The 24,457-nt window shown below is 59.6% G+C and carries 20 protein-coding genes; 4 read left to right on the top strand and 16 right to left on the bottom strand.

What is annotated here, in order from left to right; all coding sequences use genetic code 11:
- The first annotated feature begins 263 nt into the window (after positions 1-263).
- On the top strand, positions 264-866 hold the full coding sequence (locus YA0848_RS25445) for a BON domain-containing protein (RefSeq protein ID WP_034100705.1): 603 nt from the start codon (positions 264-266) through the stop codon (positions 864-866).
- A gap of 229 nt (positions 867-1,095) precedes the next feature.
- On the opposite strand, the gene gstA is transcribed toward YA0848_RS25445, so the two are convergent.
- Entirely contained in the window at positions 1,096-1,725 is a 630-nt protein-coding gene (gene gstA, locus YA0848_RS25440; protein WP_034100703.1) for a glutathione transferase GstA, read from the bottom strand.
- Between the two features lie 150 nt (positions 1,726-1,875).
- On the opposite strand from gstA, the gene YA0848_RS25435 reads away from it, so the two are divergent.
- Positions 1,876-2,217, top strand: a complete 342-nt coding sequence (locus tag YA0848_RS25435) for a winged helix-turn-helix transcriptional regulator (protein ID WP_034100702.1) — start codon at positions 1,876-1,878, stop codon at positions 2,215-2,217.
- Between the two features lie 202 nt (positions 2,218-2,419).
- On the opposite strand, the gene YA0848_RS25430 is transcribed toward YA0848_RS25435, so the two are convergent.
- The 14 genes from YA0848_RS25430 to dksA all read right to left on the bottom strand — a co-directional run bounded on the left by YA0848_RS25430 (position 2,420) and on the right by dksA (position 21,855).
- A complete protein-coding gene (locus YA0848_RS25430) occupies positions 2,420-5,353 on the bottom strand; it encodes a DUF748 domain-containing protein (RefSeq protein WP_169903473.1) in 2,934 nt (977 codons plus the stop codon).
- An 87-nt stretch (positions 5,354-5,440) separates the two neighbouring features.
- Positions 5,441-6,457 (bottom strand): class I SAM-dependent rRNA methyltransferase, encoded by a 1,017-nt coding sequence (locus tag YA0848_RS25425; protein ID WP_034115099.1) that lies wholly within the window; start codon positions 6,455-6,457, stop codon positions 5,441-5,443.
- A gap of 68 nt (positions 6,458-6,525) precedes the next feature.
- Entirely contained in the window at positions 6,526-7,395 is an 870-nt protein-coding gene (locus YA0848_RS25420; RefSeq protein ID WP_034115098.1) for an oxygenase MpaB family protein, read from the bottom strand.
- A 16-nt stretch (positions 7,396-7,411) separates the two neighbouring features.
- Positions 7,412-9,349, bottom strand: coding sequence for an acetate--CoA ligase (acs, locus tag YA0848_RS25415; protein WP_034115097.1), 1,938 nt, complete (start codon positions 9,347-9,349; stop codon positions 7,412-7,414).
- A gap of 107 nt (positions 9,350-9,456) precedes the next feature.
- Positions 9,457-11,121 carry a glucose-6-phosphate isomerase gene (gene pgi, locus YA0848_RS25410; protein WP_034100692.1) on the bottom strand — a complete coding sequence of 555 codons (1,665 nt, stop codon included), beginning with the start codon at positions 11,119-11,121 and terminating at the stop codon, positions 9,457-9,459.
- 221 nt (positions 11,122-11,342) lie between these two features.
- Positions 11,343-12,194 (bottom strand): pantoate--beta-alanine ligase, encoded by an 852-nt coding sequence (gene panC, locus YA0848_RS25405; protein WP_034100690.1) that lies wholly within the window; start codon positions 12,192-12,194, stop codon positions 11,343-11,345.
- Positions 12,191-12,991: a 3-methyl-2-oxobutanoate hydroxymethyltransferase gene (panB, locus tag YA0848_RS25400; RefSeq protein WP_034100689.1), complete on the bottom strand. Its 801-nt coding sequence runs from the start codon at positions 12,989-12,991 to the stop codon at positions 12,191-12,193. The genes panC and panB overlap by 4 nt, the downstream gene beginning before the upstream one ends.
- A 214-nt stretch (positions 12,992-13,205) precedes the next feature.
- Entirely contained in the window at positions 13,206-13,703 is a 498-nt protein-coding gene (gene folK / locus YA0848_RS25395) for a 2-amino-4-hydroxy-6-hydroxymethyldihydropteridine diphosphokinase (RefSeq protein ID WP_034100686.1), read from the bottom strand.
- A gap of 2 nt (positions 13,704-13,705) precedes the next feature.
- Positions 13,706-15,109 (bottom strand): polynucleotide adenylyltransferase PcnB, encoded by a 1,404-nt coding sequence (locus YA0848_RS25390; RefSeq protein ID WP_034100683.1) that lies wholly within the window; start codon positions 15,107-15,109, stop codon positions 13,706-13,708.
- A 695-nt stretch (positions 15,110-15,804) separates the two neighbouring features.
- Positions 15,805-17,244 carry a sigma-54-dependent transcriptional regulator gene (locus tag YA0848_RS25385; protein ID WP_034100681.1) on the bottom strand — a complete coding sequence of 480 codons (1,440 nt, stop codon included), beginning with the start codon at positions 17,242-17,244 and terminating at the stop codon, positions 15,805-15,807.
- A 22-nt stretch (positions 17,245-17,266) separates the two neighbouring features.
- Entirely contained in the window at positions 17,267-20,221 is a 2,955-nt protein-coding gene (locus YA0848_RS25380) for a sensor histidine kinase (protein ID WP_162276695.1), read from the bottom strand.
- Positions 20,205-20,381 (bottom strand): hypothetical protein, encoded by a 177-nt coding sequence (locus tag YA0848_RS25375; RefSeq protein ID WP_003176118.1) that lies wholly within the window; start codon positions 20,379-20,381, stop codon positions 20,205-20,207. Before YA0848_RS25375 ends, YA0848_RS25380 begins: the two co-directional genes overlap by 17 nt.
- A 62-nt stretch (positions 20,382-20,443) precedes the next feature.
- Positions 20,444-21,331, bottom strand: a complete 888-nt coding sequence (gene gluQRS / locus YA0848_RS25370) for a tRNA glutamyl-Q(34) synthetase GluQRS (RefSeq protein WP_034100676.1) — start codon at positions 21,329-21,331, stop codon at positions 20,444-20,446.
- Between the two features lie 83 nt (positions 21,332-21,414).
- A complete protein-coding gene (gene dksA, locus YA0848_RS25365) occupies positions 21,415-21,855 on the bottom strand; it encodes an RNA polymerase-binding protein DksA (RefSeq protein ID WP_034100675.1) in 441 nt (146 codons plus the stop codon).
- A gap of 320 nt (positions 21,856-22,175) precedes the next feature.
- Between dksA and YA0848_RS25360 the strand changes: the two genes are divergently transcribed.
- Together YA0848_RS25360 and sfsA are read left to right on the top strand one after the other, a co-directional pair.
- Positions 22,176-23,348 carry a pyridoxal phosphate-dependent aminotransferase gene (locus YA0848_RS25360; RefSeq protein WP_169903472.1) on the top strand — a complete coding sequence of 391 codons (1,173 nt, stop codon included), beginning with the start codon at positions 22,176-22,178 and terminating at the stop codon, positions 23,346-23,348.
- Positions 23,348-24,058 (top strand): DNA/RNA nuclease SfsA, encoded by a 711-nt coding sequence (gene sfsA / locus YA0848_RS25355; RefSeq protein ID WP_034100672.1) that lies wholly within the window; start codon positions 23,348-23,350, stop codon positions 24,056-24,058. The genes YA0848_RS25360 and sfsA overlap by 1 nt, the downstream gene beginning before the upstream one ends.
- Here sfsA and YA0848_RS25350 read toward each other — a convergent pair.
- Positions 24,055-24,372 (bottom strand): Rieske (2Fe-2S) protein, encoded by a 318-nt coding sequence (locus tag YA0848_RS25350; protein ID WP_047882061.1) that lies wholly within the window; start codon positions 24,370-24,372, stop codon positions 24,055-24,057. The genes sfsA and YA0848_RS25350 overlap by 4 nt on opposite strands.
- Positions 24,373-24,457 lie beyond the last annotated feature (85 nt).

The following is a 24,457-nucleotide window of genomic DNA, read 5'->3' as shown; positions in this document are numbered from 1 at the left end:
GGCCGTCCCCTATGCCGATGGCTGCTGGAAAATGCCTAAAAATCAGACGGTTAATGAAAACCCAAATGCCGCAACTTGCATGCAGGTGTTGAGGGCTTCATGCAATATGCACGATTCCGGAAATGGTGTTGATTTGTAAGTCATTGTTTTTAAAGGTTTTAATAGCAAGAATAGAATTGGCACAGTGTCTGCAATATCCCTGTTAACGCTGCAGCATTGAGGTTTACACGCTGCAGACTTTTAATAAAACAGGAGTTACTCGTATGAAGAAGTTCGCTCTCGCTACCGCAACAGCTACCGCTCTGACCCTGGCTATGGCCAACGCTGCCTTCGCCCAACCTACTCAGGCGCCGATGACCCTGGCTGCTGGCGAGATGACCAAGGCTAAAGAGTCCACTTCGGATACCTGGATCACCACCAAAGTCAAAGCTGACCTGCTGACCGAAAAAGGCATTCCAGGTTCGGACATCAAGGTTGAAACCAACAAAGGCGTGGTTTCCCTGTCTTCCGATGTAGCAATTTCGGACTCGCAGAAGGCGACTGCCGTAGCTATCACCAAGAAAATCAAAGGTGTTACCGCTGTTTCCGCTGATGGCCTGATGGCTGGCGGCGCTGCAAAGGCTGACAACATCGACAAGTCCAAAGAAGCCACTTCGGATACTTGGATCACCACCAAGGTGAAAGCTGACCTGGTAACCGAAAAAGGCATTCCTGGCACTGACATCAAGGTCGAGACCAACAAAGGTGTGGTTTCCCTGTCGTCCGCTACCCCAGTGACCGAATCGCAGAAAGCCACTGCTGTTGCGATCACCAAGAAAATCAAAGGCGTGAAAGCTGTATCGGCTGATGGCCTGAAAGCTGAGTAACGCTCAATGGTTCGTCTGAGCTTAGCGGCGGCGGCGCGTGAGTTAGATATCCACTCAATGCACCTCTGAGATTCATGCGACCGACTACACGGATGTGGTCATTACAGGCCCCGGCACTTTGTGTCGGGGCCTGTTCTATTTTAAGGCCGACTGCAATAAGCGAGCCTATTGCACCGGGGGAGCTAGTATTGATTGTCCATAGCTATCTCGAATCGGCCTGCACCCACGTTCACGCAAGACCTTCGTCTTGCAACGCTTTTTGAACGGCAGGACGCACTTTAACCCGGTCATACCAGGCATGTAGGTTAGGCAAATTGTCGAAGTGAATGTCGGCCCTGTAATAACTGGTCAGCCACGCGGCCTGCCCCCAGCCTGTCAATGCGAACAAATAGGCATCCGCCACAGTGAAGGAATCACCCATGAGGTATGGGCGAGTACTCAACTGTTCGTCAATCCAGGCGAAGCGCTTCTCCAACTTCGGCTTGGCAGTGTCTACGTATTTACCTGCGAGTGTGGAGTACAACAGCGGAATGAACCCCTTATGAATCTCAGACGCCAGGAAACTCAGCCACTCTTGAAGCCGGTATCGATCAAGGGTGCAATGGGGGGGAACAAGCCCAAGCTCCGGCCTCAGGTCACCCAAATATTGCACGATTGCTGGGCCTTCACGCAGGATAGTGCCGTCGTCCAGCTCGATTGCCGGCACATAACCAAAGCTGTTGACCTCGAAGTAATCGGCACCTGATTCGGTGAGGTGTTTCTTGTGATCGACTTTAACCAGCGTGGCGTCGAGACCAAGCTCATTCATGACGATATGGGGCGATAAGGAGCAAGATGCGGGGATGTAGTACAGCTTCATTTACAGACTCCAGAGCATGAGCGAGCGCTTTCAATTCCAACACAGAGGTGGTTTCAGCTCATTCTAGATGTCAGGTATAAAATAGGAAGAACGCACTATTTTGTAGTATAGGTACAAAAAATATACCTGCATGCGTTTAGGATTTTGACCATGAAAGACAATATATCTGGCTGCTCGGTCGAAGAAGCGATGCGTTTGCTCGGTGGTCGCTGGCGTCTGCTCCTTGCCTCATACCTGCTCGATGGGCCAAAGCGCTTTAATGCGCTTAGGCGGGACATCCCCGCTATTTCCCAACGAATGTTAACCCTCGATTTACGCGCTCTTGAGGAAGCAGGTCTCGTCAAACGTACAGTATTTCCCACCGTGCCCGTCACGGTTGAATATGAGCTCACACTCGACGGACGGCGGTTAGAGCCTGTGGTTGAGGTAATGAAACAGTTTGGGCTATGGGTCAAGAGCCGCCAGTGCGTTGATGGCGTCGGTCCAGCTTAACGTGCCTTAGTTAGTCGCCATTCCACGTAGGCTGCGGTAGCTGACTGATCTCAATTACCGGCTGCGCCTGCAGCCGTTTGAGGGCTTCCTTCAAAGTACGCCAAGACTGTGACTTGGCGTGAGGTAGGCATCATCGTCTTTGGGGCCAGACGGACACTACGAGCACGGCCCCAGCCACAATGCGCCTAGATACGCCCCCTCACTACTCGGCATCCAGATGCATTGGCGTCACCACGCTACCGTCTTTTTCAGCCTGGCCTAACTGCGCATCAATGAAGTAAACCCGATCGTCTTCCAATTGCCCTTTATCCACCAAGTAGTCCTTGATAGTGCTGGCACGGTCTTGACCCAATTGGCGCAACAGCACATCACTGGTACTCCAGAACTTGATCACGCCGTCCTTAAGCTTCGCCGAACGCTCGTCTCGGCTCAGGTCTTTCCACTCCGCGGGCGGCTGCTGTTTCAAGCGGGTTCGGTAGATGCCTTCCAGCAGGGGCGCTTTCTCGCTTTCCGGTACTTGCAGCAATGAGGCCTGGGCCGGGACTTTGTCTCCCCGACGCTGCAGCATCTTGTAGTAGTTGTATTGGTATTCGCGCTCCAGACGTTGTTCAGCCAGGAATGGCCCGTCGCTGCTGGCGGCGGCAGTGCCTTCGATTTCCAGGCGCAGGGTAGGGCGTTCTTTAAGCGCTGTGGCCAGTTTATTCAGCGCGCCTTCGGCGTCCTTGCTCAATTCGCTGGAGCCCGGTGCGAACGAGACGTTGCCCAAGTCTTCGGCACCACCGCCGGTGACCAGCCCGCCAATGAATTTAAAAGGCGCCGTGGCGGCGCGAACCACCAGGTTTCGCAGGGTCTGCCAAACGATCGGCATAACGCTGAATTGGGGATTGTTGAGGTCGCCACTGACGGGCAGCTCGATGGATATCTTGCCGTCACTGTCTTTGAGCAGTGCGATGGCCAGACGAATCGGTAAATCCACCGCATCGGCACTGTCGACTTTTTCCCCCAATTGCAGCTGTTCGACCACTACTTTGTTTTCGGCTTTCAGTTGGCCTTTGGTGATCACGTAATGCAAGTCGAGGTTCAGGCGGCCCTTGCGGATACGGAAACCGGCGAACTTGCCTGAGTAAGGTGTGAGGGTGGTCAGTTCGACCCGCTTGAAGCTGGTGGCGATGTCCAGCGCCGCCATCGGATCGAACGGGTTGACACTGCCTTTGATCGTCACGGGCGCATAGCGGTCGACCTTACCCTTGATGTCGACGCTGGCAGGCTTGGCCTGGCGGCTGTCGATGGTACCGATCTGGCCGTTGAGCTGTTGAATCGCCGTGGCGAAGTTAGGCGTGAGGCTGAAGTCGGCAAAGTTGGCCGAGCCGTCGTTGATCGCAATCTGCCCAATGCGAATGCCCAGCGGCTTGTCTTTGCTCGCAGCCGGTTTGGCTGTCGACTTGGCGCCAGTGTCCGCCGGCTGCGGAATCAGCAGGTCATCAACGTTGGTGGTGCGATCATCGTTGATCATGAAACGGGCGTAGGGCTGCAGCAGGTTGACCTTATCGATCGACAGGCTTTGGCCATGTTGGTAATTCACGCCTTCGAGTACCAGACGCTGCCACTTGAGAAAGTCGCGGGTCTTCAGCGTATCGAGGGTGTGCAGTTGGTCGACCTGAGCCCGGCCAGTGACTTGGAGTGCCAGCGGTTCGGTGCTCTTGAGGTTGACGTCCAGATTGCTCCCGAGCATGCCGCTACGCAGTTCCAGGCGTATGAAAGGGCTGATATAGGACTGGGCGACACGCAGGTCGATGTCCTGGGTCGTGACTTTCAATCTGGCGCTGACCGGGTTGAGGTTGACCTCACCACTGGCCTGCAGCTTGCCCTGTTTGCCCAAGCCGCTATCGATTTTCAGGTTGAAGGGGCTGCCGTTGAGGCTGTCGAAGTTCTGCATGTCGACGTTCAGCGGGCCCAGTTCCAGTGCGACCGCAGGCTTGGCCTGACGATCAGCCAGGTGCACTTGGTAGTTGCGCAATTGCACATCCTTGAGCAGCACTTGCCATGGCTTGCTGGGCGCGGCGGGTTCTGCCTTGGGCGAGTCGGCGGTGGCAGGGGCGCTGGCCGGCTCCGGTGCCTTGGCCGGTTTGCTCGGTTGGCTGGCGAACAGTTTTTGCCAGTCCAGTTGCCCGTCAGCCTCACGCGCGGCCCAGGTTTCGAGCTTATTGCTGCGGATTTTGCCGACGACTACTTGCTGTTTCGCCAGGTCCACGGTGGTGCCGCTGACGTCCAGACGCTCCAATCGCACCAGTGGCCGGCCGTCCGGCGCCTTGATGGCAAACGGCGCGATACTGGCGGCGGTGTTGGTGAGGTTCAGTTGGGTATCTTTGGCCAGGCTGAGGGTGTATTCGGTGCTGAAATTGAGTACGCCATCTTCAAGCACCAAGGGCAGTGCGTCGCGCACATACGGCCACCAGGCTTTCATTTTGCCGTCGGTGACCTTCAGGGTGCCCTGGGACGTGATCGGCACCAGGCTGAAATTGCCTTTCCAGTCGATATGCCCGCCCTCGGGGCCGGCCGCGACCAGGGTCATGTCGGCATTGTCCTCAGGCAGGGTGCTGAGGTTCTTCAGTTCGAAGTCGAGTTTGTCGTAGAGGAATTCGATGGGCTCGCTGGGGCGCAAGTCCTCAAAGTGCAAATAGCCACCGGCCAGTTTGATGTTGTCCACACGCAGCGGGAAGGGCTTGGCGTCAGGATCAGTCGGTGTTGGCTCACTGGGTGGTAGTTTGAACAACTGCGCCAGGTTCAATTGGCCGGATTTGTTGAACAGCAATTCGGTCTTGGGCTTGTCCAGTTGCACATCGGCCAGATGCAGGGCGCGGGTCCAAAGGCTGTCGACCTGAAGGTTGGCATACAGACGCTCGAAGCCCAGCTGCTCCTTGCCCGGGTCACCTATTTTCAGGCCCCAGACCGTCAGCTCAAGGCTGAACGGGTTCAGTTCGATCCGCTCGATGCGTGCCGGCACTGTGGCGTACTCGGCCAATTGTTGGTTGGCAATGCGAAGGCCAATGCCGGGGAGGATCAAAAAGCCCAGCAAGCTGTACAAGGCCAGGGCAGTCAACAAGGCGCCGGCGGCGCGGATCAATCCTTTGGGCATGGGTGACGCCATCTATGTCGAACAAGGAGTGCCTTGGAGTATGGCACGGGTTTTCGGTTCCGAAGAGCCGGGCGTTTGGGACGAATCTTACAGCTGCAGGATCAGCGTTTTCAGGGGCGGCTGTTGATCTTGCGATGGGAAATCCGCGCCCGGAGTCATCACTTTCCAATCACGTACAGGGCGCCCGGCTTTTTCCGCGCAGCGCAGCACCTGTTCACGCCAGTCGTCCATGCTGACCTTTGCCAAGTTATTGCAGCAGATCAGCACGCCGTTATCGGCGGTGGTGAGCAGGGCGGGTTTGAGCAGGCTTTGATAGTCGCGGAGCAGGTCGACGGTGCCAAAGGCGCTCTTGGCCCAGGCGGGTGGGTCGAGCAATACCAGGTCGTATTGGCGCTGCTCCAGGCGCGGGTAGCTGGGCAGTTTCTGCCCGCGACGCTGAGTGATCGGCAGGCCGGCCAATTGGCGAATGGCGGGGAAGTAGTCCGATTGCACGAAGTTCATCGTTTGCAGGTGGGGGTTGAGCTGGCCATTTTCGCGCCCGACCGCCAGGTTGCCTTCGGCGAAGTCCAAGTTGCACACCTCCCGAGCACCCCCAGCGGCGGCGCTCAGGCCCACACCGCAGGTGTAAGCGAACAGGTTCAGCACGCTCTTGCCGGCGGCGTGTTCTTTGACCCAGCCACGTGTGTTGCGCAGATCGAGAAACAACAGCGGGTCTTGTCCGGCATGCCGTCCGCGCACACGGTAATTGAGGCCCCACTCGTGGCCGACCAGGTCTTGCAGAGCGACGGGGTCGGCGCGGTACACGGAGTCTTCGCGATCGATCCGCGAGTTGCCTCGGGAACGGTCGTTGTACACCAGCAGCAACTCCATGCCCATGTGCTGGTTGATCTGTCGATGCAGGTCCAGCAAGTCGGATGCTTGCAGCGACTGATGGAAACTCTGCACCAGCAACTGCGGGCCATAGCGGTCGATGGTCAAGCCGCCGGCGCCTTCCTGGCTGCCGTGAAACAGTCGGTAGCAATCGGTGCCTTGAGCATGCAGCTCGTGGATCAAGTCTTGGCGATGGTCGAGGGCGGCGCGCAGCGCCTGGTTCAGGGGAGACATGGAGCGCGCCTTGCTTTAGGTAAATGTGGGCAATGAGGGCGCGAAGTCTACCAGCTAAGGGATGCGGCCTACAGCAACCCCATCCGTCGATGGGCGCGCTGCACCGAACCATCGCGCATCGCCCAGCGTAGCAACGGTGCGCTGCGCTTGACCCCGGCTCGGATCATCCGGCGCTGCAGCGGGCTCTGATGCTGATCGAGCATTTCACTGGCCCAATCCGGCAGCAGGTCGATGCCGGCCTGCATCATCAAAGCGCCAAACGGCTTGGCCAAGGGGCTGGGCGCGGGCGCATTGAGCAGCAGGCGTAGCACTTCCCGGCTGCGCTCGTCGCATAGCAGTTCGGGGCGGATGCGCTCTAGATACTCAGAAATTTCCTGCCTGGAACGCGGTACGTTCTGCGCGCCCAAGCGTTCGGCGACCAGCGCAATCTCGCTGTAGTAACGGTCCTGATCGGCGCCTGAGAGGCGTGGGTTGCGATAGCGCAGATGGGCGGCGAGAAAGTTGCTCACTTCCGCCACATGCACCCACGTCAGCAGCGCCGGATCGCTCGCCGCGTAGGGGCGCCCGTCCGGGGCGTGGCCGACCACTTGCAGGTGGATGGTGCGCACTTTCTCGATCAGCCAATCAGCGTCCTTGCGTGCGCCGAAGGTGGTGCCGGAAATGAACTGCGAGGTACGTCGCAGACGTCCAAGCATGTCCTGGCGAAAGTTCGAGTGGTCCCACACTCCGGCCAGCGCCAGGGGGTGCAGGGCTTGCAGCATCAATGCGCTGATCCCGCCGATCAGCATGCTGCTGAAGTCGCCATGCACTTGCCAACTGATCGAATCCGGCCCGAACAGGCCTGGATCGCCCTTGGGGTTCTCCAAGTCCAACTGGCCCAGTGACAGCCCCGTCAGACTCATCAACTGGCTTTCGATACGGCTGCGGATAAATTCCATGGCGACGTGAGGCTTCCTACCGGTTCAAGCGTTTGTCGATCAGGCCGTCCACTACGCTGGGGTCGGCCAGGGTTGAGGTGTCGCCGAGGCTGTCCAGCTCGTTGCAGGCAATCTTGCGCAGAATTCTGCGCATGATCTTGCCGGAGCGGGTTTTCGGCAGGGCCGGTGCCCATTGGAGCAGTTCCGGCTTGGCAAAGCTGCCGATTTCCTGGCTGACCAGTTCCAACAGGTGTTTTTTCAGCGAATCGCTGGGCTCCACGCCGTTCATGGGCGTGACAAACGCATAGATGCCCTGACCCTTCACATCATGGGGATAGCCCACCACTGCGGCTTCGGCCACTTGGTCGTGTAGAACCAGAGCGCTCTCCACTTCGGCAGTACCGATCCGATGACCGGAGACGTTGATCACATCATCGATACGCCCGGTGATCCAGTAATCGCCATCCTCATCGCGCCGCGCGCCGTCGCCGGTGAAGTAATAGCCGGGGTAGGGTTTGAAATAAGTGTCGATCATGCGTTGCGGATCGCCGTAGACGCTGCGGATCTGCCCCGGCCAGCTGGCCTGGATTGCCAGCACGCCGCTGCCTGGGCCAGTGAAAGGGCGGCCGTGTTCGTCCAGCAGTACCGGCTGTACGCCAAACATCGGCTGAGTAGCGCAGCCGGGTTTGATGCGCTGGGCACTGACCAGCGGGCTGAGCATGATGCCGCCGGTTTCGGTCTGCCACCAGGTATCGACAATCGGGCAACGTTGTTCGCCCACGGCGTTGAAGTACCAGTCCCAGGCTTCCGGGTTGATGGGCTCGCCTACGCTGCCCAGCAGGCGCAGGCTGGCGCGGGAAGTGCTTTCCAGCGGGCCGTGTCCCTCACGCATCAAGGCGCGTAACGCGGTGGGGGCGGTGTAGAAGATATTCACCTGGTGCTTGTCGATCACTTGCCAGAAGCGCGAGCTGTCCGGGTAGCTGGGGACGCCTTCGAACATCAGCGAGGTGGCGCCGTTGGCCAGCGGTCCATACACGATGTAGCTGTGGCCGGTGACCCAGCCGACATCGGCGGTGCACCAGAAGACTTCGCCGTCGCGGTAGTCGAGCACGTACTTGAAGGTCATCGCCGCTTGCAGCAGGTAGCCCCCGGTGGTGTGCAGCACGCCCTTGGGTTTGCCGGTGCTGCCGGAGGTGTACAGGATGAACAGCGGGTCTTCGGCGTCCATGGGCTCGGGCGGGCAATCATCGCTGGCGGCGGCCAGGGTTTCTTGATATTTCAGGTCACGGCCGTCGCTCCAATTCACGGACGCGCCGGTACGTTGCACAACCAGCACGGTGCTCACACGCGGGCAACTGGCCAGGGCTTTGTCGACATTGTTTTTCAGCGCCACCGGCTTGCCGCCGCGCACACCCTCGTCGGCGGTGATCACGGTGCGGCAATCGGCGTCCAGGATGCGGTCGCGCAGGGCATCCGGCGAGAATCCACCGAACACGACCGAGTGCACTGCGCCGATGCGCGTGCAGGCCAGCATGGCGTAGGCGGCTTCGGGGATCATGGGCATGTAGATGCACACCCGGTCACCTTTCTTCACGCCACGGCTTTTCAGCACGTTGGCCAGGCGGCAAACGTTCTGGTGCAGTTGGCGGTAGGTGATCTTGCTGGAGTTTGTCGGATCGTCGCCCTCCCAGATGAAGGCCGGCTGATCGGCGCGGTGCTGGAGGTGGCGATCGATGCAGTTATAGCTGACGTTCAACTGGCCGCCGGCGAACCAATGGGCGGCACCGGTGTTGATATCTGACAGTTGGACGGTATGCCATGGGGTTATCCAGTCGAGAAAAGCGCTGGCCTGCTCGGCCCAAAAAGTATCGGGTTGCTCGATGGATTGGCGGTAGAGGCGCTGATAGTCCTCTTGACTGAGTTGTGCTGCCCGGCGGACGGCATCGGCGGCGGGAAACGTGCTGATATCGAACATGAGCGGTCCTTATTCTTGTTGTCGGGACAAGGCATAAAGATGCACCCAGCGTGGGGAGGGGGGCAAGGCCAACGTCCAAACGGACGTTGGCCTTGCGGGCAGTGCGATCAGCCGCGGTGACGCCCGCGGAAGTAGTTGATCAGGCCCTGGGTCGAAGCATCCTCGGCCGAGGTTTCTTCGGCACCGGTCAGGCGGTTGTACACGCCCTTGCCCAGTTCTTTACCCAGCTCCACACCCCATTGGTCGAAAGCGTTGATACCCCAGATCACGCTTTGTACGAACACTTTGTGCTCATACATGGCGACCAGAGCACCCAGGCGACGCGGGCTGATGCGCTCGACCACCAACGTGTTGCTCGGACGGTTGCCCGGGATCACCTTATGCGGCGCCAGCTTCTGCACCTCTTCCTCGGCGATGCCCTTGTCACGCAACTCGGCTTCGGCTTCGCTGCGGGTTTTGCCGAGCATCAGCGCCTGGCTTTGAGACAGGCAGTTGGCGTACAGCCACTGATGGTGATCGGACACAGGGTTGAAGCTGACAATCGGCACGATGAAGTCGGCCGGAATCAACTGAGTCCCTTGGTGCAGCAACTGGTGGTACGCGTGTTGACCGTTGCACCCCACGCCGCCCCAGATCACCGGGCCTGTGTCGGTGGACACCGGCGTGCCGTCCTGGCGCACGCTCTTGCCGTTGGATTCCATGTCCAACTGTTGCAAGTGCTTGGTGATGTTACGCAGATAGTGGTCGTACGGCAGGATCGCATGGCTCTGCGCACCCCAGAAATTGCCGTACCACACGCCCAAAAGGCCCAGCAGCACGGGCATGTTGGCTTCGAACGGTGCGTTCTGGAAATGCTGGTCCATGGTGTAGGCGCCGGACAGCAATTCCTTGAAGTTGGACATACCGATGGCCAGGGCGATGGGCAAGCCGATGGCCGACCACAGCGAGTAACGGCCGCCGACCCAGTCCCACATCGGGAAGATGTTTTCTTCGCGGATACCGAAGGCCACAGCTGCCGCGTTGTTGCTCGACACCGCAATAAAGTGGCGATACAGCTCGGCTTCCGAGCCACCCTGGGCCAGGTACCATGCGCGTGCGGCCTGGGCGTTCTTCAAGGTTTCCAGGGTGTTGAAGGATTTCGATGAGACGATAAACAGCGTGGTCTCGGCGCGCAGCTTCATGGTCAGTTCGTGGAACTCACTGCCGTCGATGTTCGCCAGGTAATGGCAGCGTACGCCCTTATGAGCGTAGGACAGCAGGGCTTCGGAGACCAGCTCCGGGCCGAGGAACGAGCCACCGATACCGATGTTCACCACGTCGGTGATCGGTTTTTCGGTGTAGCCACGCCACAAGCCGTCATGGATGCGGCCGACCAGATCAGTGATCTGATTCAGCACTTTGTGCACGTCCGGCATGATGTTCACGCCGTTGACCGACAACTTGTCGCCCACCGGACGGCGCAGGGCCGTGTGCAGGGCCGGGCGGCCTTCGGACGAGTTGACTGGGTCGCCGGCATACAGCGAATCGATGGCGCCCTTGAGATTGACTTCCTTGGCCAGGGCCACCAGCAGGTCACGGGTTTCGCTGGTGATCAGGTTTTTCGAGTAATCGAGGAAAAGTCCGCAGCTGCTCAAGGTGAATTGGGAAAAACGCTGGGGATCGGCATTGAACGCTTCGCGCATGCTGAAATCCTGCATGGCTTGGCGGTGTTGAGTGAGCGCTTGCCAGGCGGGCAGAGCGGTAACGTCATGAGGAGTGCGGTAGTACGCCATCGCTGCGGGTTTCCTTTTATTACGGGGACTGCCTTTAGGACACTTCAAAGCCCGGAACATCCAGTCTTTTATCAGGGGCTGGGTTCCAGATAGCGCTAACCATAGCGCAGGGCGATTACATTAAACCTAGCGTGGGCATATGTCTTGGCTTTGTCTGTGCTGTAGCCGGTACTTTTTTATACCGGCACAGCGGGCGGAGCAATGGCGGGGTGTCGGCAGGGTCAGTCGAGGGTCAGGTGCAGGTTGTCGATCAGGCGGGTTGCGCCCAGATAGGCGGCGACCAGAATCACCAGGTCACGGTCTTCGGCCGTGGCCGAGCGCAGATTTACGCCCTGACGCACTTCCAGGTAATCCAGGCGCAACCCGGCGGCTTCGATCTGCTCCACCTGTTCGGCGCGCAGCCTGGCGAAATCGCGATCGCCGGATTTGATCGCAGCGGCCATCTGGCTGAGGCTGCGGTACAGCACCGGAGCGATGGCACGTTGTTCATCGCTGAGGTAACCGTTGCGCGAGGACAGCGCCAGGCCGTCGTCGGCGCGTACGGTGGGTTCGCCGATGATCTGGATCGGCATGTTCAGGTCGCGCACCATGGCGCGAATCACGGCCAGTTGCTGGTAGTCCTTTTGACCAAACACCGCGATGTCCGGCTGAACCATATTGAACAGCTTGCTGACTACCGTGGCCACGCCCTCGAAGTGACCAGGGCGGCTGGCGCCACACAGACCTTCGGACAATTGCGGGACACTGACGCGGGTCTGGCCGGCCATGCCGTCGGGGTACATCTCTTCGACCGTCGGCGCGAACAGCAGGTTGCAGCCGGCCTGCAGGAGTTTTTCCTGGTCGGCGGCCAGGGTGCGGGGGTATTTATCCAGGTCTTCGCCTGCGCCGAATTGCAGTGGATTGACGAAGATACTCGCCACCACGAATTCGGCCTGTTGCGCGGCCTTGGTCACCAGCGTGGCGTGGCCGCTGTGCAGGTTGCCCATGGTGGGCACAAAGCCGATGCGTTTGCCGGCCTTGCGCGCATGGGCCACGGCCGATCGCAGTTCTCGTACGGTTTTTACGGTGTTCATGCAGAAAATCCGTGTTCGGCGCCGGGGAAGGTCACGCCTTTGACTTCGGCGACATAGGCGCTCAAGGCGGCGTGGATGCTGTCCTGGCCGAGCATGAAGTTTTTGACGAACTTCGGAACCCGGCCGCTGATCGACAGCCCGAGCATGTCGTGCAGCACCAGTACCTGGCCATCGGTGGCCGAACCGGCGCCAATTCCAATCACTGGTACTTTGACGGCCTGGGTGATTTCAGCGGCCAGTTCGCTCGGCACGCATTCCAGCAGAATCATTGCGGCGCCGGCTTGCTCCAGGGCGATGGCGTCGGCACGCATCTGTCGCGCTTGGGCTTCCTGGCGGCCTTGCACTTTATAGCCGCCGAGCAGATTGACCGACTGCGGGGTGAGGCCCATGTGTGCGCATACCGGCACGCCGCGCTCAGCCAGCAGGCGGATCGACTCGGCAAGCCATACGGCGCCTTCGACCTTGACCATGTGGGCGCCGGCCTGCATCAGTTTTCCGGCGTTCAGGAAGGTTTGTTCGAGGGTGGCGTACCCCATGAACGGCAGGTCGGCGATGATGAACGCACCATCATTGCCGCGCTTGACGCTGGCGGTGTGGTACGCCAGTTCATCCGTGGTCACAGGCAGTGTGCTGTCATTCCCTTGAAGAACCATGCCCAGGGAGTCGCCCACCAGCAACACCTCGACCCCGGCCTGGCAACTGGCGTGGGCGAAAGTGGCGTCATAGCAGGTCAGCATGGCGATTTTTTCACCTTTGAGCTTGAGGCTCTGCAAGGTGGTCAGGGTAATGTCTGGCATGAAAAGGGTCCTCGTTCAGGCGCTTGGAAACAGCGAGTAACGCGCGTGAGTCTTCGTTTATACAGGCGCACCGTCTTGAGAGCAGTGCTTATAAGGCCTGGATTGCGCCCTTTAGCGCCGGGTTGGCGGCAGCGGGACGCCTATAGTCGTGAGGAGGACACGGGAAGTCAATTGGATGTGTTACCGCATTGTTACGACGGCGGTGTTACCGCTGTTACTGACGCGATTCAGCAACTGGGAGCCGTTCCAGGCCGACAAACGGGCAGGCTTCGAGCAGGGCGCTGAGGCGTCTGCCATCCGGCAATTGCAATGCGGCGGGCGCCAGTTCGGCCAACGGGTACAACACAAACGCACGCAGGTGCATCTGGTAGTGGGGCACTTTCAGGCGCGGCTGGTCGATCAGGTGATCGCCAAACAGCAGGATATCCAGATCAAGGGTACGAGGGCCCCAGCGTTCGAGGCGTTCGCGGCCTTGGTCATTTTCGATAGCTTGCAGCGCGTCGAGCAGGTCCAGGGGCGCCAGGTCGCTGTCCAAGGCTGCCACTGCGTTGGTGTAACGCGGTTGCCCGGGCAATAGGGAGTCACTTTGATAGAAGGCGGACACCCCGGCGAGGGTAGTGCCGGGCAACCGCGCCAGCGCTTGGACAGCATTGCGCAGTTGTTGCTCCGGGGCCGCCAGGTTGCTGCCCATGCCGATGTAGATACGTTCCACGGTTACTCGCCTGCGGTGCCCGATGCATCGGCGGCGCTACGTTTGCGCTTGGCACCGCTGCGACGACGCTTTTTCGGCCCTTCGCCAGCACCATCGCCTTTGCTGCCCAGCTCACGGATCATCTCGCGGCGTTCGCTGTCATTGGCATCCTGGTAGTCGGTCCACCATTCGCCCAGGCCGTCGGTCTGTTCGCCGGCGCTTTCGCGCAATAGCAAGAAATCGTAGCCGGCGCGGAAGCGCGGGTTGTCCAGCAACAGATCGGCGCGTTTGCCGCTGCGGCGTGGCAGGCGTTCCTGCATGTCCCAGATCTCGCGGATCGGCAGGGTGAAACGTTTCGGAATTGCAATGCGCTGGCACTGCTCAGCGATCAACTCGTGAGCGGCTTCCTGCATGGCCGGAATCGGCGGCATGCCCCGTTCCTGCAAGCGCAGCACACGTTTTGGCAGGGCTGGCCACAACAGCGCAGCAAACAGGAAGGCTGGTGTCACCGGCTTGTTCTGCTTGATGCGCAGGTCGGTATTGATCAGCGCTTCGCTGATCAGCGTGTGGGTGTAGGTGGGGTTGTATTCCAGCGCCTCGGCACTGGCCGGGAACAGCGGATCGAACAACTGCAGGTCGACGAGCATTTCGAAGGTATCGGCCGCGTAACCCGAGAGGAACAGCTTGAGCACTTCTTCGAACAGGCGCGCCGAGGGGATTTCCCGCAGCATCGGCGCCAGGTCGCGAATGGGGGCGGCGGTGTGTTTCTCGATCCCGAAGTTCAGCTTGGCGGCGAACCGCACGGCCCGCAGCATGCGTACCGGGTCTTCTTGGTAGCGCTGGGTCGGGTCGCCGATCAGGCGGATCAGGTTGTTGCGAATATCGTGCACGCCGTTGGCGTAATCGAGGATGCGCTCGCTGACCGGGTCGTAATACAAGGCGTTGATGGTGAAATCGCGGCGTTGCGCGTCTTCTTCCAGGGTGCCGTACACGTTGTCACGCAGGATACGCCCGCTCTCGTTTCGGGAAGACTGGTTGGTGTCTTCCTCTTCATCGTTTTGCGGATGCCCGGCGCGGAATGTGGCGACTTCGATGATTTCTCGGCCAAAGTGGATATGCACCAGTTTGAACCGGCGACCGATGATCCGCGCATTGCGAAACTCGGCGCGCACTTGTTCGGGCGTGGCGCTGGTGGCGACGTCGAAGTCCTTGGGCGTGATGTTGAGCAGCATGTCGCGTACGCAACCACCCACCAGGTAGGCCTGGTAGCCGGCGTTCTGCAACCGTTCGACGATATTCACCGCATAACGGCTGAACTGAGCACGTTGCAGCGAATGCTGGCTGCTATTGAGCACTTCAGGCGTGCTGCGTTTGTGTTGCGTACGACGCAAGGGAGAACGGAATGACTGGAACAGCTTCTTCAGCATGGGATGCACTGTTTGAAGGAATGTTCGGCCAAAACGAAGAATGACCGCATGATGGGCCGGGATTCTAGCATTTAGTCAGGGGATGGTGTAGGAACAAGCTGCAGGCATTGCGCCATAAGCTTTGGAAGGTCAAATCGCGGAAACTACAAGGGGAGCCGAAGCTCCCCCAGAAGTAGTTGCGTGCTCTATTTTTATTATTGATTTCGGGCTTCTTGTTTTTGTTGATCGCCCTCGCCATGAAGCTTCACCTTCATGACACTCCCAATCGGGAGTCAAGAGCAAACGGATTGCTTTGGTCGCTGTGTTGCTGATCTACGATCCAACCAGTTCAGGCTCTGCCTTAGGGCAGTTTTTGTTGTTCTCGGCCTGGTTGCGGGGCAAGCCCCAAATGCAACGCCTCTCCAAAAGAATCAGTTAGCTGCGCCTCCGCCGTGTTGTTTTTGTTATGCGTGAGTCGATTCGTCTTATTTTTATTGTCTTGTACAAAGCTTGTTATTGTTTTTGTACTAAGCATATAGCAGGGTGCGTGCCAACTTTTGTGTCGTCCAGCAAAACCGGGGGGTTGAGGAGGTTTCGGTTTTTTGACAGGCCAAAAAAAGCCGGGGCTTCGTTACCGTAAGCCCCGGCTTTTGTTACGCGGGTTGTCCGCGGTAACAGTTTTTTCACATTTGCCGGTGTTACCGGTGGGCGCGCCCTCAGCTCTCGCTGGCCACGCCGGTCTTACGCCGAGGAATGCCCAAGCGCTGACGGCGTTCCCACAGGCACTTGCGGCTCACGCCTAATTTGCGCGCCAGCTCGGTCTCGGTCATGTGGTCCTGATGCTCCAGGACGAAATGCTGGAAGTAATCTTCCAGCGACAGATCTTCCGTCGGCTCATGGCTGGTGTTACTGGCCGCGCCCTGTTGCGGCGCCAAGCCGATGAACTCGTCGTCTTCCAGGTCGCTGAGTTCGATGTCAATGCCCAGCAGCTCAGCGGAAATTTCCGGGCTTTCCGACAGAATCACCGCGCGTTCCACGGCGTTCTCCAGCTCGCGCACGTTACCTGGCCATGAGTAATGCCGAATGGCCTGTTCGGCATCCGGGGCAAACTTCAGGTCGGTACGGTTGATGCGCGCGCTCTGGCGCTGCAGGAAGGCATTGGCGATCTCGTTGACGTCTGCACCACGCTCGCGCAAGGCAGGCAGCTTGAGAGCGATCACATGCAAGCGATAGTACAAGTCTTCACGGAACTGGCCGATCTTGGCCAGGCTCTTGAGATCGCGGTGGGTCGCCGCGATCAGGCGCACATCCACCTTTTGCGATTGCACCGAGCCTACACGGCGAATCTCGCCTTCCTGCAGTACTCGCAGCAGCCGCGCCTGTGCTTCCAGCGGCAGCTCGCCGATTTCGTCGAGGAACAGCGTGCCGCCGTCCGCCGCTTCCACCAGCCCCGCACGTCCAGCGCTGGCGCCGGTAAAGGCGCCTTTCTCGTGGCCGAACAGTTCGGATTCAATCAGCGATTCTGGGATCGCCGCGCAGTTCACCGAAATCATCGGAGCCTTGGCGCGCTTGGAGAGGTTGTGCAGGGCGCGGGCCACCAGTTCCTTACCGGTCCCGGATTCACCCTGGATCAGTACATTGGAGTCGGTGGGGGCGACTTTGCGGATCTTGCCGTAAAGGTCCTGCATCGGTGGGCAGGAGCCGATGATGCCGATCTCGCCGTTGCTGTTGTCGACGCCAGGCTTTTCTGAGCCGTTGGCAGCCTTGCTGGCGGGGCGCTGCTCGGCGGGAGCGCTGCTGGCCGACTGGCGGTCGCGCAGGATGCGGGCCACTGCCTGGAGCATTTCGTCATGGTCGAAAGGCTTGGCGATGTAGTCCACCGCGCCCATCTTCATGGAGTCCACTGCTGAGCGCAGGCTGGCGTAGCTGGTCATGATCAGCACCGGGGTGCCTTGGCCGAGTTTGATCAACTCAGTGCCGGGCGCCCCGGGCAGGCGCAGGTCGCTGACGATCAAGTCGAACGTGGGAATGCTGAAGCGCTCCTGGGCTTCCTGCACCGAGCCGGCTTCGCTGACTTGATACTGATTGCGTTCAAGCAGGCGACGCAAGGCAGAGCGGATAATGGTTTCGTCTTCGACGATCAAAATGTGCGGCATTGATTCAATTCTCTCGACGGTCTCAGTTCACAGCGGACGTCGCTTCGACATGACGCGGTAAAGTCACCCGAATACGGGTGCCGCGTTGGCTTTCGGTGTCAGCCGGGCTGTCGATGGTGATTTGTCCATAATGCTCTTCAACGATGGAATAGACCAGTGCAAGGCCCAGACCGGTGCCTTCACCTGGGTCCTTGGTAGTGAAGAAGGGTTCGAACAAACGGTCCATGATGTTCTGTGGAATGCCGCTGCCTTCGTCTTCCACGATCAGGTCGATCGTATGCTCGAAAGCCTCGCTCTTGACGCGTACCGCACTGTGGGGTGGCGAGGCGTCGCGAGCGTTGGACAACAGGTTGATCAGGACTTGGGCCAGGCGTTGCGAGTCGCCGTCGACCCAATGATCGGGATCGCACAGGTTGAAGAACTGTACTTCGAAATTGCGTCGGTTCAAGGCCAGCAGCCCGATGGCATCCTGCGCGACCTCAGCCAAGCACACCGCCTCGTCCTGATTCTGATGAGCGCCGGAATGGGCAAAACTCATCAAGGACTGCACGATGCGCGATACGCGCTTGGTCTGTTCAAGGATCTGCCCGCTGATTTCAGTGATTTCACCGTCTTCTTCCCGTTCTTCGCGCAGGTTCTGCGCCAGGCAGGCAATGCCGGTGATCGGGTTGCCGATCTCGTGGGCCACACCCGCAGCCAGGCGACCAATGCTGGCCAGGCGCTCGGAATGCACCAGTTTGTCTTCGAGCATCTGGGTTTCGGTCAAATCTTCCACGAGTAACACCAAACCGCTGTTGCCGGGGGCCAGGGGCTCGTCGATGGCGGCTTTGTGCAGGTTGAGCCAGCGGGTCTGGCCATCGAGGGCCAGGTGCTGTTTGTGCAAGTGCTCATCAGGCAGGTTGATAAAACCCTGCAGCAACTCTTTCCACGGTTCGCCCAAGGTCGTGAGGCGCGAGCCCACTACGCGCTGCGCGGCGATACCGGTCAGCTCTTCCATGGCCTTGTTCCACATCAGAATCTCTTGATCCTTGGCCAGGGAGCACACGCCCATGGGCAACTCCTGCAGGGTCTGGCGGTGGTAACGGCGTAACGCATCGAGTTCGGCGGCCAGGCCGGTGAGGCGCGAGTGGTAGTCCTCCAGGCGGCTCTCGATAAAGTGAATATCTTCGGTCACGTAGTTCTCGCCGCCGGCCTTGTAGGGCAGAAAGGTTTCGACCATGTCTTGGGAAACGCTGGGGCCCATCAGGCCGGACAGGTTGGCTTCGATACGGTCGCGCAGGCGGCGCAACGCATACGGGCGGCGCTCGTCAAAGGGCAAATAAAGATCGCGCAGCGCTTGCTCGACTTCCTTTTGTGCGGCCTTGGCGCCCAGGGGTTTGGCCAGTTGCGTGGCGAACTCCTGGGGCGAGGCTGCGTGCAGTTCGCGGCGTTGCGGGCGGCGCACGTTGTCCACTGCGCAGGCTTCGGCGGCGCTGGTTTCCTCGGGGCTGGCGTTGGTGAACAGCGAGATCAGGGTAAACATCAAAACGTTGGCGGCCAGGGAGGCAATCGCGGCCATGTGCCAACTGGTGTCGTCCAATACGTAAATCATATTCAGCAACGGGATGTAGAAGCCTTGGAGGTTGCCGACCAGTGGCAGCAGCATGGTCACGACCCACACCAGAATCCCCGCGAGCAGCCCCGCGATAAAACCACGACGGTTGGCGGTCGGCCAGTACAGCACCGACAGCACCCCCGGCAAGAACTGCAAGGTGGCCACAAACGCCACGATGCCGAGGTTGGCCAGGTCTTGCCCAGCGCCGAGCATCAGGTAGAAGCCGTAGCCGGCCATGATGATGGCGACGATCAGCGCACGGCGTGTCCATTTCAGCCAACGGTAGATATTGCCTTCCGCCGGTGGCTGGTACAGCGGCAACACCAAGTGGTTGAGCGCCATGCCCGACAGCGCCAGGGTGGTGACGATAATCAGGCCACTGGCCGCCGACAGACCGCCGACATAGGCCAGCAATGCAAGGGCCGGGCTATTGGCGGCCATGCCAATGCCGAGGGTGAAGTATTCCGGGTTGGTCGTAGCGCCCAGTTTTAGACCTGCCCAGAGGATCAGCGGTACGGCGAGGCTCATCAACAGCAGGAACAGCGGCAGGCCCCAGCTTGCACTCACCAGCGCGCGGGGGTTGAGGTTCTCGGTGAACGTCATGTGATACATGTGCGGCATCACGATTGCCGACGCGAAGAACACCAGCAGCAATGTGCGCCACGGGCCTTCCTGCAAAGGTGTGTGCAGGGCAGCGAGGGCAGTCTGGTTCTGCAGCAGCCAAAGCTCCAACTGTTGTGGGCCATCGAACACGCCGTAGAGCGCATAGAGGCCGACGCCGCCGATGGCGATCAGCTTGATCACCGATTCGAAGGCTATCGCGAATACCAGCCCCTGGTGCTTTTCGCGGGTGGCGATGTGGCGTGAACCGAAGAAAATCGTGAACAGCGTGATCAGCGCGCAAAAGGCCAGGGCCACGCGATGCTGCACCGGCTCATGGGTAAGGATGCTGATGGAGTCGGCCACCGCTTGGATCTGCAAGGCCAGCAAGGGCAACACGCCGATCAACATGAACACAGTGGTTAGCGCACCGGCCCAGGTGCTGCGGAAGCGAAACGCAAACAGGTCGGCCAGGGACGACAGCTGGTAAGTCCGGGTGATTTTTAATATGGGGTACAGCAGCACCGGCGCCAGTAGGAATGCTCCGGATACGCCGAGGTAGCTGGACAGAAACCCGTAGCCATACTGATACGCCAGGCCCACCGTGCCATAGAACGCCCAGGCGCTTGCGTAGACCCCAAGGGACAAGGTGTAGGTCAACGGATGGCGAATGATCGCCCGCGGGATCATCCCGCGCTCACTGATCCAGGCGACGCCGAACAGCGCGGCCAGGTAGGCGGCGCTGATCAGCAGCATCTGAGTGAGGCTAAAGCTCATCGGCATCTTTTTGGCTCTGCAGGATGAAGGTCACGACGATCAGGATCAGCCACAGCAGATACGGGCGATACCAGGCGCCGGTGGCGTCGATCCACCAATCCATGATGGCGGGGGAAAACAGGTAGATCCCGACGACCAACAGCAGGACCAATCGATAGATGTACATGTTGGCCTCTGAGTTAAAAACTGCCGCGATGGTAACGGATGGCTGGCAAGCTGCAAGCGCCTTCAGCTCAATTGCGCTTCTGCCAACGTGAGCGCGCGCGGGATGCGGTTGGCATCCCAATGCCGGACGCCCCAATCGAGCAGCTCGCGCGCGCTGGCGTAGAGCAGTTCGCTGCCCGTTTGTTGGCCAAGGGCACGCAAGGCTCTTAACAGCAAAGGCGTGGCTTGGTCGGGTGTCAACGGCGGTGAGCGATAGGACTTGCCCAATTTGTGGCCGTCCGGCTGAACGATCAACGGTACATGCAAATAGCGCGGTTGGCGCAAGCCCAGCAGTTCTTGCAGGTACAGCTGGCGTGGCGTGGAGTCCAAAAGGTCGGCGCCGCGCACGATGTCGGTTACGCCTTGCCAGGCATCGTCCAACACCACGGCCAACTGGTAGGCGTAGAGGCCGTCGCGCCGACGGATAACAAAATCGCCGACCTCACGGCCCAAGTGCTGTCGGAAATGGCCCTGTGCTCGGTCGGTAAAGTGGTATTCCAGCTCAGGAACACGCAAACGGATGGCTGCGTCGTGCGGGTCATGACCGGCGTTACGACAAAGGCCCGGGTAGATGCCGTTGTAAGGCTCCAGCTGTTTGCGTGAGCAGGTGCAGGCGTAGGCCAGGCCGTGGTTGAACAGGTCGTTCAGTACTTTGGCGTAGGCATCATGCCGTTCGCTTTGTCGGACGAGTTCACCGTCCCACTCAAATCCATAGCTCTCCAAGGCATGAAGAATCGCCGCCTGGGCGCCGGGCTCTTCGCGGGGGGGATCCAGATCTTCCATGCGCATCAGCCAGAGGCCTTGATTGGCGCGGGCGTCGAGGTAGGAGGCGAGGGCGGCGACCAGGGAGCCGAAATGCAAATGGCCGCTGGGCGTGGGGGCGAAACGCCCGATATAGGTAGAGGCTGTCATGGGCCGGATACTACTGGAAAATCGGCAAACGCCAGAAACAAAAATGGAGCGTTCGCACGCCCCATTCGATCAGCCCGGCAGGATTATTTGCCGACCTGTTTTTCCTTGATTTCGGCCAAGGTCTTGCAGTCTACGCACAGGTCCGCGGTTGGGCGGGCTTCCAGGCGACGGATGCCGATCTCGACGCCGCAGGATTCGCACCAGCCGTATTCTTCGTCTTCGATCAGTTGCAGCGTCTTGTCGATTTTCTTGATCAGCTTGCGTTCGCGATCACGAGCGCGCAGTTCGAGGGCGAACTCTTCTTCCTGGCTGGCACGGTCGGCCGGGTCCGGGAAGTTGGCGGCTTCGTCCTTCATATGGTCAACCGTGCGGTCGACTTCCTGCATCAAGTCCTGCTTCCACTTTTGCAGGATCTTGGTGAAGTGCTGGCGCATGGGCTTGCCCATGTACTCCTCACCCTTCGTTTCGACGTAAGGTGTGAAGCCGCTGAGGCTCTGCTGCTGTTGCTTTGCTTGGGTGGACATGAATAGACCGCCTCTCACTCTTCTAATCCATTGCGCAGGATTGCAACGTCACCGACACCTGCCGGCCCTGCGGCTGCAAGCGGGCGAACTTACCAGATAGATTCAGGGTGCGCCACTCCCGGTTGTCGAAGCCCTTCGCTCAGGGGTTGCAAACTGCAGCAGCCCGCTGTGGCTGGGTATGGATCGCCTCGAATGTTGATTTTAGTCGTTTTGCTGGCGCGTGCCGGGTTCATCACGAACGACCGAGCAGGCAATAGAGCATGTTTTACCGCGAGGGTTCGGTAGAATCCTGATTTTGTCCTCACCGTTAAGGAAGGCTAATGGCCCAGCCCTACAGTGCGCGCAGTCGCGCCATCGAACCTTTTCATGTCATGGCGTTACTGGCGCGTGCCAATGAGCTGCAAGCGGCCGGCCATGATGTGATCCACCTGGAAATCGGCGAGCCGGATTTCACCACGGCCGCGCCGATTATCCAGGCCGGCCAGGCCGCGCTGGCCAATGGCAAAACCCGCTACACCGCCGCCCGTGGCCTGCCGGAGCTGCGCGAAGCCATCAGTGGGTTTTATCAGCAACGCTACGGCTTGAATGTCGATCCGGAACGCATCCTGATCACGCCAGGCGGTTCCGGTGCGTTGCTGCTGGCCAGCAGTTTGCTGGTTGACCCGGGCAAGCACTGGCTGCTGGCAGACCCAGGTTACCCATGTAACCGGCATTTTCTGCGCTTGGTCGAGGGCGCCGCGCAACTGGTGCCGGTAGGGCCGGACGTGCGCTATCAACTGACGGCCGACTTGGTGGACAAGCATTGGAACCAGGACAGTGTGGGCGCCCTGGTGGCATCGCCGGCGAACCCGACCGGCACGATTCTCACCCGTGACGAACTGGCCGAGCTGTCGAGTGCAATCAAGGCGCGCGATGGCCATCTGGTGGTGGATGAGATTTATCACGGCCTCACCTACGGCACCGACGCCGCCAGTGTGCTGGAAGTCGATGATGACGCCTTCGTCTTGAATAGTTTTTCGAAGTATTTCGGAATGACCGGCTGGCGCCTAGGCTGGCTGGTGGCGCCGCCCGCAGCGGTGGGTGAGCTGGAGAAGCTAGCACAAAACCTCTACATCAGCGCGCCGAGCATGGCTCAGCATGCCGCGCTGGCGTGTTTTACCCCGCAAACATTGAGCATTCTGGAAGAACGCCGCGCCGAGTTCGGTCGCCGTCGCGATTTCCTGCTGCCGGCGCTACGGGAGCTGGGCTTTGGCATTGAGGTCGAGCCGGAAGGGGCCTTCTATCTATACGCCGATATTCGCGCGTTTGGCGGCGATGCCTTCGCATTTTGTCGTCATTTCCTGGAAACCGAGCACGTTGCATTCACGCCCGGTCTGGATTTCGGCCGCTATCAGGCCGGCCATCATGTGCGCTTTGCCTATACGCAGAACATCGAACGCCTGCAGGAGGCGGTGGAGCGCATCGCCCGTGGTCTACGGAGTTGGCAAGGCTAATGCGTTTTTATCCTCCCCTTGAAGAAGGCCGCTTGATTCGCCGTTACAAGCGTTTTCTCACCGATATCGAAACCGTTACCGGCGAGTTACTCACGATTCACTGCCCGAACACCGGTTCCATGCTCAATTGCATGGTCGAAGGCGGGCAGGTCTGGTTCAGCCGCTCCGATGACCCCAAGCGCAAGTTGCCCGGCACCTGGGAAATCGCCGAAACGCCCCAGGGCCGGCTGGCCTGCGTGAATACGGCGCGCGCCAATCAATTGGTTGAGGAGGCGCTACGCGCTGGGGTGATCGCCGAGTTGGATGGCTTTACCGCGTTGAAGCGCGAAGTCCCCTATGGCCAAGAGAAAAGCCGTATCGACTTCCGTTTGGACTATCCCCATGGCGCGGCCTACGTTGAAGTTAAAAGTGTCACCTTAGGTTTCGATGATTCCAGAGTGGCGGCCTTTCCCGATGCGGTAACCCAGCGCGGAGCCAAGCATCTGCGGGAGTTGGCCTATCTGGCGCGGGATGGCGTGCGGGCGGTGCAGTTGTACTGCGTCAATCTTTCGGGGATCGATGCGGTGCGCCCGGCCGTGGAAATCGATGCGGCCTATGGCGCGGCGCTGCGCGAGGCCAAGGCGGCGGGGGTGGAGGTGCTGGCCTATGGCGTGCGTGTTACGGCCGAAGAGATTTGCGTGGATCGCCGCTTGGACGTGCTGCTCGACTAGAGGTCCACCCACAGGCCCTGTGCGTCTTCGCGGCCGGGCAGGGCGACCAGACTTTTACCGGCACAGGGTCCGGCGATGCACTCGCCGGTTTCAATCAGGAACAAGGCGCCGTGTGTCGCGCACTGGATCAGGCTGGCGCTGTCGTCGAGGAATTGGCCGGGTTGCCACTCCAGTGCAACACCGCGGTGGGGGCAACGGTTGATATAGAAGTAGGCAATGCCATCGCGGCGTACAGCCAATAACTTGCACCCGTCGATATCAAAGCCGAGGCTGGTATTGGGTGCCAGTGCGGCGGAGGAGCAGAGAAACTTCATTTCAATCCTTAAGTACCTTGACGTTCAAATGCAAACAATTATCAAATGCGGGCTTCGCTCGTCGGCTGACGGGGCGCTACGTTCG

The sequence above is a fragment of the Pseudomonas sp. S4_EA_1b genome (genome assembly GCF_016307435.1).
GTDB classification, from domain to species: domain Bacteria; phylum Pseudomonadota; class Gammaproteobacteria; order Pseudomonadales; family Pseudomonadaceae; genus Aquipseudomonas; species Aquipseudomonas rhodesiae.
This window is presented reverse-complemented; position numbering and strand designations above follow the sequence as displayed.